This is a genomic window from Flavobacterium sp. N2820 (assembly GCF_025947285.1).
Classification (GTDB): domain Bacteria; phylum Bacteroidota; class Bacteroidia; order Flavobacteriales; family Flavobacteriaceae; genus Flavobacterium.
In genome coordinates this window covers 979917-996223 of record NZ_CP110008.1, presented here as the reverse complement: position 1 = coordinate 996223, position 16307 = coordinate 979917, and the positions used below count along the sequence as shown (strand labels likewise).

Annotated in this window: 17 protein-coding genes; 9 read left to right on the top strand and 8 right to left on the bottom strand. The window is 32.7% G+C overall.

The features are described from left to right. The first annotated feature begins 24 nt into the window (after positions 1–24). Complete coding sequence (locus OLM52_RS04665; RefSeq protein WP_264549981.1) at positions 25–939, top strand: alpha/beta hydrolase; 915 nt, start codon at positions 25–27, stop codon at positions 937–939. Here OLM52_RS04665 and OLM52_RS04660 read toward each other — a convergent pair whose 3' ends face one another. From OLM52_RS04660 to panB, 6 genes are all read right to left on the bottom strand, one after another. Then, positions 940–2295 (bottom strand): hydroxymethylglutaryl-CoA synthase family protein, encoded by a 1356-nt coding sequence (locus OLM52_RS04660; protein ID WP_264549980.1) that lies wholly within the window; start codon positions 2293–2295, stop codon positions 940–942. 150 nt (positions 2296–2445) lie between these two features. Continuing rightward, positions 2446–3303 (bottom strand): neutral zinc metallopeptidase, encoded by an 858-nt coding sequence (locus tag OLM52_RS04655; protein WP_264549979.1) that lies wholly within the window; start codon positions 3301–3303, stop codon positions 2446–2448. A 38-nt stretch (positions 3304–3341) separates the two neighbouring features. Beyond that, positions 3342–4685 carry a hypothetical protein gene (locus tag OLM52_RS04650; RefSeq protein ID WP_264549978.1) on the bottom strand — a complete coding sequence of 448 codons (1344 nt, stop codon included), beginning with the start codon at positions 4683–4685 and terminating at the stop codon, positions 3342–3344. Between the two features lie 14 nt (positions 4686–4699). After that, on the bottom strand, positions 4700–5470 hold the full coding sequence (locus OLM52_RS04645) for a hypothetical protein (protein WP_264549977.1): 771 nt from the start codon (positions 5468–5470) through the stop codon (positions 4700–4702). Between the two features lie 9 nt (positions 5471–5479). Further along, on the bottom strand, positions 5480–6175 hold the full coding sequence (locus OLM52_RS04640; RefSeq protein WP_264549976.1) for an RluA family pseudouridine synthase: 696 nt from the start codon (positions 6173–6175) through the stop codon (positions 5480–5482). 2 nt (positions 6176–6177) lie between these two features. After that, positions 6178–6996, bottom strand: a complete 819-nt coding sequence (gene panB, locus OLM52_RS04635) for a 3-methyl-2-oxobutanoate hydroxymethyltransferase (RefSeq protein WP_264549975.1) — start codon at positions 6994–6996, stop codon at positions 6178–6180. A 134-nt stretch (positions 6997–7130) separates the two neighbouring features. On the opposite strand from panB, the gene nhaD reads away from it, so the two are divergent. The 7 genes from nhaD to OLM52_RS04600 all read left to right on the top strand — a co-directional run bounded on the left by nhaD (position 7131) and on the right by OLM52_RS04600 (position 13366). Further along, positions 7131–8417 carry a sodium:proton antiporter NhaD gene (nhaD, locus tag OLM52_RS04630; RefSeq protein WP_264549974.1) on the top strand — a complete coding sequence of 429 codons (1287 nt, stop codon included), beginning with the start codon at positions 7131–7133 and terminating at the stop codon, positions 8415–8417. 15 nt (positions 8418–8432) lie between these two features. Next, positions 8433–8873: a nuclear transport factor 2 family protein gene (locus tag OLM52_RS04625; protein ID WP_264549973.1), complete on the top strand. Its 441-nt coding sequence runs from the start codon at positions 8433–8435 to the stop codon at positions 8871–8873. A 90-nt stretch (positions 8874–8963) separates the two neighbouring features. Continuing rightward, positions 8964–10034, top strand: coding sequence for an ATP-binding protein (locus OLM52_RS04620; RefSeq protein ID WP_264549972.1), 1071 nt, complete (start codon positions 8964–8966; stop codon positions 10032–10034). Then, positions 10027–10710 carry a response regulator gene (locus OLM52_RS04615; RefSeq protein ID WP_264549971.1) on the top strand — a complete coding sequence of 228 codons (684 nt, stop codon included), beginning with the start codon at positions 10027–10029 and terminating at the stop codon, positions 10708–10710. The genes OLM52_RS04620 and OLM52_RS04615 overlap by 8 nt, the downstream gene beginning before the upstream one ends. Before the next feature lie 13 nt (positions 10711–10723). Continuing rightward, complete coding sequence (locus tag OLM52_RS04610) at positions 10724–10987, top strand: hypothetical protein (RefSeq protein ID WP_264549970.1); 264 nt, start codon at positions 10724–10726, stop codon at positions 10985–10987. After that, complete coding sequence (locus OLM52_RS04605) at positions 10987–12339, top strand: TrkH family potassium uptake protein (RefSeq protein ID WP_264549969.1); 1353 nt, start codon at positions 10987–10989, stop codon at positions 12337–12339. The genes OLM52_RS04610 and OLM52_RS04605 overlap by 1 nt, the downstream gene beginning before the upstream one ends. Then, positions 12317–13366: a porin gene (locus OLM52_RS04600; protein ID WP_264549968.1), complete on the top strand. Its 1050-nt coding sequence runs from the start codon at positions 12317–12319 to the stop codon at positions 13364–13366. Before OLM52_RS04605 ends, OLM52_RS04600 begins: the two co-directional genes overlap by 23 nt. On the opposite strand, the gene OLM52_RS04595 is transcribed toward OLM52_RS04600, so the two are convergent. Then, positions 13338–13721, bottom strand: coding sequence for a DUF2809 domain-containing protein (locus OLM52_RS04595; RefSeq protein ID WP_264549967.1), 384 nt, complete (start codon positions 13719–13721; stop codon positions 13338–13340). The two genes, OLM52_RS04600 and OLM52_RS04595, sit on opposite strands and share 29 nt — an antisense overlap. After that, positions 13721–15136, bottom strand: a complete 1416-nt coding sequence (locus OLM52_RS04590) for an L-serine ammonia-lyase (RefSeq protein WP_264549966.1) — start codon at positions 15134–15136, stop codon at positions 13721–13723. Before OLM52_RS04590 ends, OLM52_RS04595 begins: the two co-directional genes overlap by 1 nt. A 150-nt stretch (positions 15137–15286) precedes the next feature. On the opposite strand from OLM52_RS04590, the gene OLM52_RS04585 reads away from it, so the two are divergent. Next, complete coding sequence (locus tag OLM52_RS04585; protein WP_264549965.1) at positions 15287–16195, top strand: EamA family transporter; 909 nt, start codon at positions 15287–15289, stop codon at positions 16193–16195. The last annotated feature ends 112 nt before the right edge of the window (positions 16196–16307 follow it).

Sequence of the window (16307 nt, the reverse complement as noted above, 5' to 3'; positions counted from 1 at the left end):
CATTTGTTTTCTAAATATTTTTTTATGCGACTGATTGTTTTTTGTATGGTACTATCAAATTTAATTTTTTCACAAGAAATTCCTGAGGTTTCTTTTGGGCGAATAGAACGCATTGAAAATTTTCAATCGCAATTTGTTACACCAAGAACCATTGATGTTTGGTTGCCAGAGGATTATTCAACGACTAAAAAATATGCCGTTTTGTATATGCATGATGGACAAATGCTATATGATGCTACACAAACATGGAACAAGCAAGCTTGGGAAGTTGATGAAGTTTTGGCAAAATTACATGCCGAAAATAAAATACAAGATATCATTGTTGTTGGTATTTGGAATGGAGGAGCAACAAGGCATTCTGATTATTTTCCACAAAAAGCTTTTGAATTGCTCTCTAAAAAACAGCAAGATTCGATCTATAGTTTAGAACGTTCACCAGGTGTTAAGTATTTTAATGGTAGTGTTACTTCTGATAATTATTTGAAATTTATGGTACAAGAATTGAAACCATTGATTGATGGTAAATATGCGGTACATACCTCAAAAGAACATACGTTTGTTGCAGGAAGTAGTATGGGTGGATTAATTTCTATGTACGCTATTTGTGAATATCCAAGCGTTTTTGGAGGTGCGGCTTGTATATCCACTCATTGGCCTGGTATCTTTCAAGTCGAAAACAATCCAATTCCTACTGCTTTTTACAGGTATTTAGAAAAGCATTTACCAAATCCAAAAGAACATCGTATTTATTTTGATTTTGGTACAGCAACCTTAGACGCCTTGTATGAACCACTTCAAAAGGAAGTAGATGCAATTATGTTGCAAAAAGGATACAATGTGAACAATTGGCTTACCAAAAAGTTTGAAGGTGAAAATCATTCCGAAATGGCTTGGCAAAAACGACTTCACTTTCCATTTGTTTTTCTATTCGGTATATAATTAATCTACGAAAGTATAATATCGAGCACCCTTTAAAACCGGATTTTCTTTTTCAATGTGTTCTAGTATAAATTCATTTTTAGGTGCTATAACTGATACTTTTAGTTCTTTTTTATGAAGTTTCTCATACGTTGTAAAGTCAATAGTTGTACGCTGTTCAAGAATTTCAAAAAGTGTAGTTTTTAAGATGGTATTTTTCCAATCTGGTTGTATTTCGCCTTCAAATACTTTTGATTTAGAACCGCTACCATAGGCTATAAAACCCACTTTTTTATGGTCTAAATAGTTGTCATTTTTTGCACTATGGTATAATGCAGATACTAATCCCAAGAAAATGGAACCGGTATACATATTTCCCACTTCACCTGATGCAATTTCTGAAGGATAAATTTTAGTTTGTATCAGCGAAATATATTCTTCTGATTTTGTTAATGCCTTCATTTTATCTTTGACAGTTTCCCCATCTTGTTTTTCAATTAATGCTGTATTTTCTTTTGCAAAAATTTCTATAAATGTGCGTCTTCCTTGAAAGCAGTAGGGAAGATGCATTAAAATTAATTCCCAGTTATTAAAGATGGTTTCATTTTGTTGGGATTCTTTTTTATAATGTTCGTAGGCTTCTGTAATTCGATTGATATAACAAGTGTTGGAATACTGTCCGTCAAAAACGGGTTGGTCTTTTACAATAGTAATTTCGGATTCTAAAATATCAAACCAATTTTCGTTGGTTTCGTTTCCAGTAATTGTTGCTTTTTGAATGGTTTGTTTTGGTTTAAAAAAGTCAAAAACACCTGCGGTTGCAATGCCTGTTTCTTTTGAAAATGCAATTATTTTAGGATTCGCAGTTATTAGCATTGCTATAGCACCCGCACCTTGGGTATATTCACCAGATGAGTTTAAATCATATTTGGCATTATCAGTAGCTATTACAATCGCTTTTTTTGTAGGATGCAATCGGACGAAATCTACACAATTTTGGAGTGCATCTACTGCGCCAATGCAAGCAAACGTTAAATCAACTACATCGCAATTTTGTAACGAATGAGCACCATATTTTTCTTCAATTAGTTGAAGAATATACGATGCGATAGGTTTAGAATTATCAATACCGCTTTCTGTACCTACATAAATTTTGGCAATTTCAGACAAGTTGATTTTTTCTTGTTCAATTAACTTTACAAGAGCATTTGCACCTAAAGTAATTACATCTTGATGTACATCTAAGAAACTCATTTTTTGGAGTCCTAATCCTTTTGTTAGCTTATCGGCTTCAATATTTCTATTTGTAGCTAAGGTTGGAATGGGTAAATATATTTTTGGAACATCAAATTGAATGGCGTCTATTCCTACTTTCATTTTTCGTTTAATTTATTTACTCAAAAATAAAAAAGGTATGCTCAAAAATGCTTGAACATACCTTAAAAATGTATTTTAAATTAAAGATTTACGAAAAATGTAAAAAGCAGAGTTTAATTTCTTATTCTGATAAAAAATGAAATCATAAAATTACAATTCTTCATTAAAAGTGTCGTGTAATCGAATATCACCAGAATTATATCCTTTCATAAACCATTTCATACGTTGTTCTGAGGTGCCGTGTGTAAATGAATCAGGAACAACATGTCCTTGCATTTTACTTTGAATGGCATCATCGCCTACCGCGTGTGCAGCGCTTAATGCCTCTTCAATATCACCAGCTTCTAGGTATTGCTTATTGTAATGCGCCCATAAACCGCCATAAAAATCGGCTTGTAGTTCTAGGCATACTGATAATTTATTTCCTTCCGTTTCGCTTTTGGTTTGTTGTAATTGCCTTACTTTAGCTGAAGTGCCCAATAGGGTTTGTACGTGATGTCCTACTTCATGAGCAATTACATATGCAATTGCAAAGTCACCCCCTTTTGCTCCAAAACGGGTACGAAGTTCCTCGAAGAAAGTTAAATCCATATACACTTTTTGGTCGCCAGGACAATAAAATGGACCTGAAGCCGAACTTGCGCCTCCACAAGCAGTTTCAACTGAACCAGAAAACAACACCATTACAGGTTGTTTGTAGGTTCCAAGGTTATTCTCTTCAAAAATTTTTGTCCAAATATCTTCGGTATCGGCTAAAACAGTTTTGACAAATTCACCCATTTCTTTTTCTTCAGCGGTAAGGTCGCGTTGTTCTGTTGGAGCTGTTTGTTGGCCTTGATTTATTTGTTCCAAAAGAGGTGTTAACATTTTGGCATTTTCACCACCAAACATATTCAGTAATAGAATTACAACACCAATTAAACCACCTCCAACGATTGCTTTACCACCGCCCGACATACCTCTGCGGTCTTCTACGTTGTCACTTTGACGTCTGCCTCTCCATTTCATATTTAATTCTTATTTTAGGGATTATATTAACTATAAAATTAGATACCAAATCTAAAACCAAGATAGATATCTGCTTGAGTTGAATCGTTTATTACAGCAGTAATTATTGAGCTAGAGCCCATGAAAAATCCGCCCAATCTAAAACCGAAGCCTGTGGTAAAATCAGAAACTTCATTTTGCGAAAACGGCACATACACTTCATAGTGTTTTCCTGAAAAACGAGGCGTTACAGTGATTACATTTTGAATGGTTGTAAAATCATTTTCAGAATCATCCGCCAATTTTTGTTGGGTATAGGCTGAAATATACCATTTGTTATGAATGTGATAATCCACATAAGCATTTATTACAGCGGGTAGTTTTATTTTAAAATCTTTACTTGTATTTTCGACAGTTAAATAACCGCTATTTACAAGAATTGTTTCGATATCAGTAATGCTCTCTGAGCCGTCAAATTGATTTAAGTTAAGTGCTTCAAAACCTTGAATTTCAAGATTATAATCTGTAGCTACATTGTTTTCAGATTTGAAAGACATAGTCCCCATATTTCTAAAACTTAAACCAGCATTTAGCTTATAGCCGTTAGAGGAAGATTCGTCAGTTTTTGGTTCTTTTAATTGATAGTTTACACCGATTTCTGCACCAAATCCATTCAAACCACCTGCAAATAATTTGCTATAATTTGAACTATCGGTATAATTGTCTGCTAAACTTCCAGAGTATGAAATATTGACATCAGCAGTTGCATTGGTCAGATTAATATCACCAAAAGTATTGGTTATAGTACCTTTAAGATTTGAAACCCCTAAATTCATGTAGGAACCAGGAAATAAGAATTTTACGGTTGCTCCAACATTAAATCGATGTTTTTCGGAATCTAAAATATTTCGGGAAGCAGCTAATCCAATTTCGCCCCAAGTAGCAGCATTTAAGCGTTGATTATAGTTTGAATTGATGGCAGCACTTCCAACAAATGAGTTGGTTAAAGCATCTCCTAAATTTACATCAACATCAATCGCATTAGTTTTTACATTTGCCGATGAAAAAAGCCCAAATCCCCATTTTTTATATTTCATTGCAAAAGAAGGACCGTTGATTAAAACATCTAACCTAATGTTTGCAGGATCTGTTCCTGTAAAAAATTTATCTTCAATATTACTTCCGTTGACCAATTCGTTGAAAGTAATTTTGTTATTGGATATATTGGTGCTAAAGTTAAAAACGCTTACCTCAAAATCTGATGATAAATTATTTAGTTCAGCTGGATTAATATTTGCGTTTAAGATTCCTACTCTTTTACTGGTGTTGATTCCAGAAAAGTGTTCTTGTGCAACTCCAATTATGCCTATTAAAAGTGCAGTGCTAATGAATACTTTTTTCATACTACTATATTTTGTTATTCTAATCCAATTTCGTCAATAGGAGAGGTTTCTTGAAATCCAATAGCTTCATGGTACACAGCATAAATTACTGAAAAATAGTAAGGTGCAGTAAAAAATATTCCGATACAAAGCGCAATAATTCCTACCATTGAACCTAATCCTCCAATAATAATACTAACAATAATTACTAAGGGTTGTTTTATAAATAATTGTGCACTTTTAGTAATTGCATCCATGTAATTTTGGTCACCAAAAATAATCAGTGGAATCGAAAAGAATGTTAAAAGCGCAACGATTATTTGAAGTAATCCGCTGATTATTGGAAAGTTTGCAATCACCAAAAATGTAGCTATTGCATTAACAAACAAGGTAATAATCAGTTGATTAATTAGAATGTCTTTTACTTTATCACTTTTGTAAAAATCAAAAAATGAGGCTACACCATATTCTTTATTTGTATTAGCTAGGTGATTTACATATATAAACCCTGCAATAATAGGTCCAAATAAGGCACTAAAAACAGCACCAACAAGTGTATTGGTAATCTGTGTAGTTGCATTTAAAGCACTAGATTCAATTTGAGCCATAGTATCGGCAAAATTGCTAAAACCAAATAAAAGTCCAAAATAGCCTGCATATAAAATTAACGCAACGATACATATAATGATGAACGCAACGCCAGAAATTAGAAATGTTTTTTTGAAAGTAGCAAAGCTAAGCTCAATTATTTTACCTAAATCTAAAGAATACCCATTTTGAATTTTGTTGTCCACACTATTTTTCATACGTTGTAATTAAATTAAATCCCAAATAACATCTTTGGGAGGATTTGCTATAAATGTAAAAATTTCTTTTGAAACCGGATGCGTTAAAACCAATTTTCTTGCATGAAGATGTATTCCTCCGTCGGGGTTACTTCGGTCAAAACCATATTTTAAATCCCCTTTAATAGGACAACCAATTGCTTGTAATTGTGCTCTAATTTGGTGATGTCTTCCTGTATGCAAATCAATTTCTAACGCATAATAATTGGTTAGCTTTTTAAATACTTGGTAACTTAAACTAGCTTGTTTGCTATCAGGAACTTCTTTTAAATGCGCTTTGGATGTGTTGTTTTTGGTGTTTCTTTTTAAGAAATGAATCAGTTTATCTTGTTCTTTTGGAGGCACATTTTTAACAACTGCCCAATACGTTTTTTGAGTTTCTCTATTTTTAAATGTTTCGTTTAAACGAGTAAGTGCTTTGGATGTTTTTGCAAAAACCACAATTCCTGTAGTAGGTCTGTCTAAACGATGCACGACCCCTAAAAAAACATCGCCTGGTTTATTGTACTTTTCTTTGATGTATTCTTTTACAACATCCGAAAGTGGTTTGTCGCCTGTTTTGTCTCCTTGTACAATATCGCCTACACGCTTATTGATGACAATAATATGATTGTCTTCGTGAAGGATTTGAAGGTTATTTTTGGTTGAAATTTCTTTGTTAGACACAATTAATATTGTTCATTAGCATTTGGAAAATCTTTCGATTTTACATCGGTTACATATTGTCCTATTGCAGTTGTCATTTGATCGTATAAATCTAAATATCTTCTCAAAAATCTTGGACTAAATTCATTATTCATTCCTAACATATCATGGATTACCAATACTTGTCCGTCCACGCCACTTCCAGCTCCAATTCCAATAACAGGTATTGAAATACTTTTTGCTACTTTCTCTGCCAAAGCTGCTGGTATTTTTTCTAAAACTAGGGCAAAGCAACCTAATTTTTCAAGCATTTTTGCGTCTTCTAATAATTTTTCAGCTTCAGCATCTTCTTTTGCTCTAACCGTATACGTTCCGAATTTATAGATAGATTGTGGTGTTAAACCCAAGTGACCCATTACAGGAATTCCTGCATTTAATATTTTTTTTATTGAATCTTTTATTTCGCTTCCACCTTCTAGTTTTACTGCATGTCCGCCACTTTCTTTCATAATTCTGATAGAAGAACGCAACGCTTCTTTAGAATCAGATTGGTAACTTCCAAAAGGTAAATCTACCACCACTAAAGCTCTCTCACAGGCTCTAACCACACTTGATGCGTGATAAATCATTTGGTCAAGTGTAATTGGAAGTGTTGTTTCATGTCCAGCCATTACATTACTTGCGGAATCGCCAACTAAGATTACATCTACACCAGCTGAATCAACAATTTTTGCCATTGTGAAATCATAAGCAGTAAGCATGGAGATTTTTTCTCCATTTTCTTTCATTTCGATTAGTGTTTTGGTCGTAATTCTCTTGTAATCTTTTTTTGCTACAGACATAATATTTTTGCTTTATAGTACAAATGTAATAAATGTTAGTTTCTTTTTAACACCGTTGAAAAATATTTATCCAATATTAAATTTATGTTAAATTATTAGATTAAATTCGTACCGTTTTTAAAACCTATGCTAAAATGATATCTATATTACTTGCAGTTGCAATTTTGGGTTATTTATCTGTTATAATGGAATCTCCCATTCGAATTAATAAAACCATTACCGCTTTACTTACAGGAACAATTTGTTGGGTTGTAATTGCATTATACAGTAATGATGACCAGCATTTAGTTACAGAGCGATTAATGGAATATTTTGGCGAAATTTCGGGGTTGTTGATCTTTTTGATGGGCGCCATGACTATTGTTGAGTTGATCGATATTCATAGAGGATTTACAGTAATTACGAGTAGAATTAGAACCACTTCGGTTTTAAGATTATTGTGGATTGTTGCTTTTATAACCTTTGTTTTATCTGCTTTATTGGATAATTTGGCTACCGCTATTATTATGGTAACACTTTTAAGAAAGTTAATGCCAAAAGGTGAAATTAGAATGATGTTAACCGGAATTGTTGTTATTGCAGCTAATGCTGGAGGTGCTTTTAGTCCAATTGGTGATGTCACCACAACTTTGTTATGGATTGGTGGACAAGTAAGTTCTTTTGGAATTGTAAAGGCGTTATTTTTACCTTCAATAATGGTTTTGTTGGTTCCTGTAATTATTGCGAGTTTTAGAATAAAAGGTTTTGCAGTTTTGCGAGCGCAAGTATCAATGGCTCAAGTGCGTCAAGAAGAGAAAATGAGAGGAAGCATGAGTGTTTTTATCGCTGGAGTAATTGGATTAATTATGGTTCCTGTAATCAAAACCTTAACGGGATTACCACCATTTATTGGCGTTTTAATTTCTTTATCAATGGTTTCTTTAGTTTCTATAATGTATCACAGAAAGAAAACACAAGAAGAAAAAGATAAATTTTCGGTGGCCTATGCTTTAACCAAAGTTGACATTAGCTCAATTCTATATTTTATGGGAATTTTATTAATGGTTTTTGCGTTGCAAGAAGTTGGTATTTTACGAGAAATGGCTACTTTTTTAGTTACAAATTTACCCAATACAGATTCCATGATTATTGCAATTGGGGTATTGTCATCAATCGTAGATAACGGAAGTTTAGTTGCAGCCACACAAGGAATGTTTTCATTAGCAGATTATCCAATGGATCATTCTTTATGGGAATTTATTGCATTGTGTGCAGGAACAGGCGGAAGTATGTTAGTAATTGGATCTGCAGCAGGTATTGCTGTCATGGAAAAAGAAAAAATTACGTTTATGTGGTATTTAAAAAAGATAACTCCGCTTGCAATAGCAGGATACATTGCTGGAATTGTAACATATTTAGTTCAAGTGCTACTAATGCATTAACCAAATAATTTTGCAATGAAAAAGTTTTTGACTGTCACAATCGTTTTAATATCAAATTTTATTTTTGCTCAAGATGCAACTCCTAAAGAGGTAGTTGATGATTTTTTTAAAGCATTTCATGCAAAAGATACCATTGCATTAAATGAATTATGTCATTCTGAAATCGTATTGCGAACCATTGCTAATACTAAAGAAGGTTATAAGTTAGAAGCAGAAAACTTTGATGATTTCTTAAAATCGATTGCTACAATTCCTGCCAATCTCAAAATAGTTGAAAAACTTATCGATTATAAAGTAGAAATTGACGGTAATTTAGCACATGTTTGGACTCCTTATGAGTTTTATGTAAATGATAAGCTAAGTCACATTGGTGCAAACGCTTTTACCTTGTATAACGACAACGGAAAATGGCAAATTATCCATTTGATTGACACCAGAAGAAAAAAATCTTTATAAAATCTTTATACTTATTAGTATTTCTTTTATACGCTATTTATAAAACCCAACTTATCTTTGCCAAGTAATTAATTGGTAAAGTTTTAAAGCGTGTTTAGTAGAACATCAAATCCTAACAATCAATATATTTTCAGCATACTATTAGTGGTGCTGGTTTCCCTTGTTTGTTTTACATTTAAAGACATTATTGGCTACAAAGTTATTGCCTTTATTCTTTTGGTTACTGTTTCTTTTGTAGCCATGTTTTACAGAATTGTTCCAACATTATTAGCTGCTGTTTTGAGTGCTTTAATTTGGAATTTCTTTTTTATCAAGCCTTATTATACGTTTCACATCGGAAATACAGAAGACAAATTTATGTTCTTTATGTATTTTGTAATTGCTTTAATTAATGCTGTTTTGACGTTCAAAATCAGACAAATTGAACGAATTGCGAATGAAAAAGAATCAAAATTACAATCCATAAAACTCTACAGCACCCTTTTAGATAGTTTATCTCACGAATTAAAAACGCCTATTGCTGCCATTATTGGTTCAACCGATGCGCTTCAAAGCAATGCAATTATGACCGAAAATCAGAAAGAAAAATTATTGGAAGAAATTTCAATTGCTTCGTTGCGACTGAATAATCAAGTTGAAAATTTATTGAATATGTCGCGATTAGAATCGGGTGTTATTGTTGCAAAAATGGACTGGGTTGATGTGAATGAAATTGTATATGAAGTAATTAGAGCGCTGAAAATTAAATCATACACGCAAAAAATAGTAGTTACTGCTCCCGAAAATCTACCGCTTTTTAAATTGGATTACGGTTTAACAGAACATGTTATTTACAATTTATTGAACAATGCCATAATTTATACGCCTGAAAAAAGCACTATAACAATCAATTTATCATATACCGAAGATACTTTGCAAATTAAAATTTTAGATGAAGGAAAAGGTTTTCCAGAAGATGAAATTGCCTTTGTTTTTGATAAATTTTACAGACTTAAAAATTCGCGTCCTGGTGGTTCAGGTTTGGGATTATCTATTGTAAAAGGTTTCGTTGAAGCGCAAAACGGAACTGTAGCTTTAGAAAATAGAGTAGAAGGTGGAGCAAAATTTGTAATCAAAATTAAAACCGAAGTTTCAAAATTTAATCCGATAGAAAATGAATAAGCGCCAAATTTTAGTCATTGATGATGAATCGCAAATCAGAAAGCTTTTAGAAATTACTTTGAGCACGAATGATTTTGAGGTGAAATTGGCCGAAAATGGCTTAGAAGGTATTCGTTTTGCGGCAACTTTTCAACCCGATTTGATTATGCTCGACTTAGGTTTGCCTGATGTTGATGGTCAAAAAGTATTGCAGCAATTGCGCGAATGGTATTTGAATCCCATCATGATTTTATCGGTAAAAAGTGAAGAATCGGAAATTGTAAAAGCTCTAGATAATGGAGCTAATGATTATTTAATTAAACCCTTTAGAACGCAAGAATTATTAGCAAGAGTTCGTTCTCACATGAGAAATCACATCAAAGAAGCTTCTGAACCAGTAATTAGTTCAACTAATTTTTCAATTGATTTGATGGTGCGAATTGTAAAAGTGAATAACGAAGAAGTTAAATTAACTCAAACAGAGTTTAATTTGTTAGCCATTTTGGCAAAAAATGAAGGAAAAGTATTAACACATCAATACTTATTAAAAGAAATTTGGGGTAAAAGTTATAGCGACCAAACCCAATATCTACGCGTGTTTGTAGCACAATTAAGAAAAAAAATTGAAAAAGATGCCAATCATCCGGAAATGATTCTCACCGAAAGCGGAATTGGTTATCGATTTATTCTGACATAAAAAATCATTACATATGGAAAATTTAGACAGCAACACAGCTAATGTGCCAAGCAACAGCGATAGTTTGTCTTTAAATAACGCAATTCGACCTCCACAATCTAACTCAAATTCAGATTATTGGCTTCGAGAATTTATCAAAATTAATCAATGTCCACAACGAGATGACGCCTTAGAACATCAACTCAATGATTTGAGTTTAATAGCTGAAAAACTCGGATTAGTTCATGCTTCGCACTTTATTAAAAACTATTATAAATTTAAAATTAACAAAGAATAATGCCTAAAACTTTATTTCAAACCGTAAGACGCGAATATTTAAAATTTCATTTGCGATTAAATCCACAACAGAGTTTGTTTTTTGGATTTTTCATGTACATGGTCTTGGGTTGGATTTTTCTATCCTTACCCTTTTCTCAGAAAATCCCAACAGATTTCATTGATACACTTTTTACATCCACATCAGCACTTTCTACTACAGGATTAGCAACGGTGAGTACGTTTGATAATTATACCTTTTTTGGACAATTCATAATTCTAACATTGATTCAAATTGGTGGAATTGGCTACATGACCTTAACGACTTATATTTTACTTTCTACCACAAAACAGATTACCCATTGGCATAAAAAAATCTTGCATAACGAGTTTACTATGCCAAAAGAATTCAAAATTCAGGATTTCTTAAAATCAGTTATTGTATTCACGTTTACCATCGAAATTATTGGAGCTATTTTGTTTTATTTTGCTTTTAGACCTATTCATTCTGATACTTTTTTTACAATTTGGACTAGTGTTTTCCATAGTGTTTCTTCTTTTTGTACCGCTGGATTTAGTTTATACAATACCAGTTTTGAAGCTTATGCAACCAATACTTTTTTAAATGGAATTGTACTCTTTTTAACAATTTCTGGAGGATTAGGGTTTATTGTTGTAACTGATATTTGGTATTATTTTTCAAAAAAATCAAATTCCATTTCGTTTACTACAAAAATGATTACTTTATCGTTCTTTGGCGTTTTGTTTATTGCAACTGCAATTACTTTTTTTGGAGAGAGTACCATACAACATTATCCCGTTTTTGAACGATTAGAAATTGCCGCTTTTCAAACAGTTAACGCAATATCAACAGCGGGTTACAATTCTATTCCACTCAGTAATTTGACTTTAGGAGTTTTACTAACCATTATTTTCTTAATGTATGTTGGAGCAGCACCTTCAAGTACCGGAGGAGGTATGAAAATAACAACTTTAACAGCTGTAATTGCGATTGTAAAGAGCAAAGTAAGAAACCAAGCAAAAGTGACTTATTTAGGTAAAAAAATTCCAGCAGACCGATTAGAAATGGCAGTTTCAACTTTTATTTTTTACACAGCAATTTTATTTTTTAGTGTATTTTTGTTAAGTTTTACTGAAAATCAATCGTTAGAAAAGTTACTATTTGAAGCTACTTCAGCCATTGGAACAGTTGGTTTAAGTATGGGAATTACCGGAAGTTTATCGGTTTGGGGAAAAATAATTTTAATTAGCATCATGTTTATTGGAAGGGTAGGCGTTATTACTTTTGGATTAGCCATTTTAGCTAAAAAACAACATAAAAAAATTGACAATGAAACAGATTTGGCTGTATAGTATAGTGCTTTTATCCTTTTTGGGAAACGCTCAGGAAAAAGATTCTTTAAAAATAAAAGTTTCAGGTTTTTTAGAAACGTATTATGCGTATGATTTTAGCAATCCAACTACAGAAACTAAACTTCCATTTATGTACAATTACAACCGTCATAACGAGTTTAATGTGAACAATGGATTAATTCGTGCACAATTACAATACGGAAATACTTATGCGTCAATTGCGGTTCATGGAGGAACGTATGTAGATGATAATTACGCTTCGGAAGATATAAAATTAGTAAGCGAAGCTTATGTAGGAATGTACTTGAATGACAACAAAAAATCATCCATTGAAGTTGGAATCATGCCAAGTTACATCGGATTTGAATCGGCAACAACGGCTGCTAATTTGACATTAACGCGTTCTATTTTAGCTGAAAATTCGCCTTACTTCATGACAGGAATCAAATACAATTATAAACCAAATGAAAAATGGAGTTTTTCGGGATTGGTAACTAATGGTTGGCAACGCATCAACAAACCTGACAAAACCGTTGCACCAGCTTTTGGGACGCAAATTGTTTACAAACCTACTGAAAAAGCCATTTTAAACTGGAGTACTTTTATTGGAAAAGAATTTTATCAAACCGAATTAGCCATGCGTTACTTTAGTAATTTATATTGGGATAATCAGTGGAATTCAAAATGGCGCACCATTTTAGGATTTGATCTTGGTATTCAAGATAGTTCTTCTTTAAATGACAAACATTTGTATTGGATGAGTCCCGTTTTGATTGCGCAATATTCAATTAATCCCAAATGGCAAACTGCGTTAAGAGTTGAATATTATCAAGATGAAGATAATGTGATTGTTGCTACTTCAGATGCGTTTAAAACCTCTGGAGCTTCCATAAACTTTGATTATTTACCTAATTCTAAAGTAAAATTAAGAACCGAAGCCCGTTATTTCGATTCAAAAGAAACAATTTTCTTTGACAATAAATCGAATAACTTTTTTGTTACAACGAGTTTAAGTTTTGAGTTTTGATGAACTTCCAATCGATTACAAAAGCAATTAAAGTTCCAAATATATAGCAAAGTAAATCTAACCAAAGGAAACCTTGACCTAAAATATAATGACCTAAAGTAGTTTTTCGAAGGCCAATTAACCAATCAATTTGAACCAATTGTAAGATTTCGATACTAAAACAAAAAAGTAAACTCAGTAGGAATGTTTTGTGTATTTTTAAATGAATGAAAAGGAAGCGTAATCCAAAATAAATCAATACAGCATACAAAACATCTCCTATAAATAAAGGAATGTCAGATATTTTCCTTGAAAGTATTCCAAGAATTATAACGAATAAAATTAAGATGAAATAATTCAGTTGATTGCTTTTCATTAACAATCCGACATATTTACGGCTACAGCTAAACCACCTTCAGAAGTTTCTTTGTATTTTGAATTCATGTCTTTTGCGGTTTGCCACATCGTGTTAATTACTTTGTCTAAAGGCACTTTTGCATTTAAAGCATCGGTTTCTAAAGCTAATTCGGCTGCGTTGATGGCTTTAATTGCACCCATTGTATTTCTTTCAATACATGGAATTTGTACTAAACCACCAATCGGGTCGCAAGTTAATCCCAAGTGATGTTCCATTGCAATTTCGGCTGCCATTGCCACCTGAGCTGGAGTTCCGCCCATTAATTCACATAAAGCTGCCGCCGCCATAGCACTTGAAACACCAATTTCTGCCTGACAACCGCCCATAGCTGCTGAAATGGTGGCACCTTTTTTAAAGATGGAACCAATTTCACCTGCTACCATTAAAAATTGTTTGATTTCTTTTTCGCCCGCATCATGGTTTTCGATTACCAAATAATACATTAAAACGGCTGGAATTACTCCTGCACTTCCATTGGTTGGAGCAGTAACTACACGACCTAACGAAGCGTTAACTTCATTTACTGCCAAGGCAAAACAGCTTACCCATTTTAAAATCTGACGGAATTTAACTTCAGTTTGTCTGATGATTTGTAACCACGAATAAGGGTCTTCATACGGCAAAACACCAATTAAGTTTTTGTGCATGTCATACGCTCTTCTTCGAACATTAAGTCCACCTGGAAGAATGCCTTCCGAATGGCAACCAATATACATGCATTCCAACATCGTATCCCAAATGCGAAGCAATTCGTTGTGAATTTCTTCTTCGTTGCGCATGGTTTTCTCGTTTTCGTATACGATTTCAGATATTTTTTTATTTTCGGCTAAACAAAAAGCCAACAATTCATCAGCTTTTTCAACAGGAAATGGAAAGGTATGTAAAATTTCTTCTTTGTGATGGTCTTCTTTTTCTTTTACAACAAAGCCACCACCTATAGAATAATAGGTTTCCGAAAAAGTTTCGGTGTCGGTTTTGGCTGTAAAGGTTAATCCGTTGGCATGAAAAGGTAAAAAGTTTCTGTTGAAAACAATATCGGTTTCAAAACAAAACGGAATTAAGATTTCATTCCCTAAGAAAATTTCTTTCTTGTTTTTGATGGCTGAAATAATCACATCAATGCTTTCCACAGGAATATATTCAGGGTCAGCCCCACTTAAACCAAGCATTACGGCTAAATCTGTTGCATGTCCTTTTCCCGTTAATGATAAAGAGCCATATAAATCTACTTTAACACCAATTACGGTATCAATTAGGTTGCGTTCGCGCAATTCTTTTAAAAATTGTTCGGCAGCACGCCATGGTCCAAGTGTGTGCGAACTCGACGGTCCAACACCAATCTTTAACATATCAAAAACGGATATACATTCCATAAATTCATTTCTTTAATATAGCAAATATAGTCTTTAAAATTGAAATTAAACAACACATAAAAGAGTTCAATTGTTTTAAATATTTTGAATTAATAACATAAAATTGGGATTTGATTTCCATCTTTTTTAGTTCTTTTGCAAAAAAAAGTAATGCCAATAAATAAGTATTTTTTATCCGCTTTAGTTGCCTTTGTTATTTGGGGTTTTTTTAGTTTGGCATTAAAACCACTTACTAATTATGCTTCTCTAGATATTTTATTCTTTCGAGTTTTCATTGCTACGGCTTTCTTATTGGTTATCAATTTATTTTTTAGAAAATCAGTTGTACTTGAAGCAAAGAGAACCTTTTTAGAACTTTCAAAGAAAAAGCAAAAATCAGCAGTAATTATGACGGCTGTTGGTGGATTTTTGTTAGTCTTAAATTGGTTCTTGTTTATTTATGCAGTGAATCATGTGAGTTTGCAATCTGCTTCGTTTGCTTATATTATTTGTCCAATATTGACCACCGTTTTAGCTTTTGTTTTACTAAAAGAAAGAATCGATGTTTGGCAATGGATTGCCGTTGGGTTATGTGTAATTAGTTGTGTGATTTTATCATATGGGAATTTCAAAGATTTGATTTATAGCGTGGTAATTGCTTTAAGTTTTGGATTTTATTTGGTTTCCCAAAGAAAGAATAGTGACTTTGACAAATTCTTAATATTAAGCATTCAAATGGTGATTGCTTCTGTTATATTATTGCCGTTTTATCCAAGTTTTGGAGGAGCAGTTCCAACAGAATTTTTATTCTATTTTCTACTTTTTATTATAGTAATTGTCTTTACCATTATTCCATTGTTCCTGAATTTATATGCTTTAAAAGGATTGAATTCGTCAACTGTTGGAATATTAATGTATACTAATCCATTGATTCATTTCTTTTTAGCGATTTTCTATTTTAAAGAATCAGTTTCTATTGCGCAAATCGTTTCTTATTCCTTGATTTTGATTTCTATCTTGGTTTTTAACATGGCTAATTTTAGAAATTTAAGTCAGAATAGAATAAAAAAAACACCATAAAACGACATTTTGTCAGTTCTAAAAACCTGACAAAAGCTGTTTTCTGTCAATTTTCCTTATTTTTCGTAATGGCACAATCATTGAATTAGAGTCATCGAGTTTAAAATTGAAA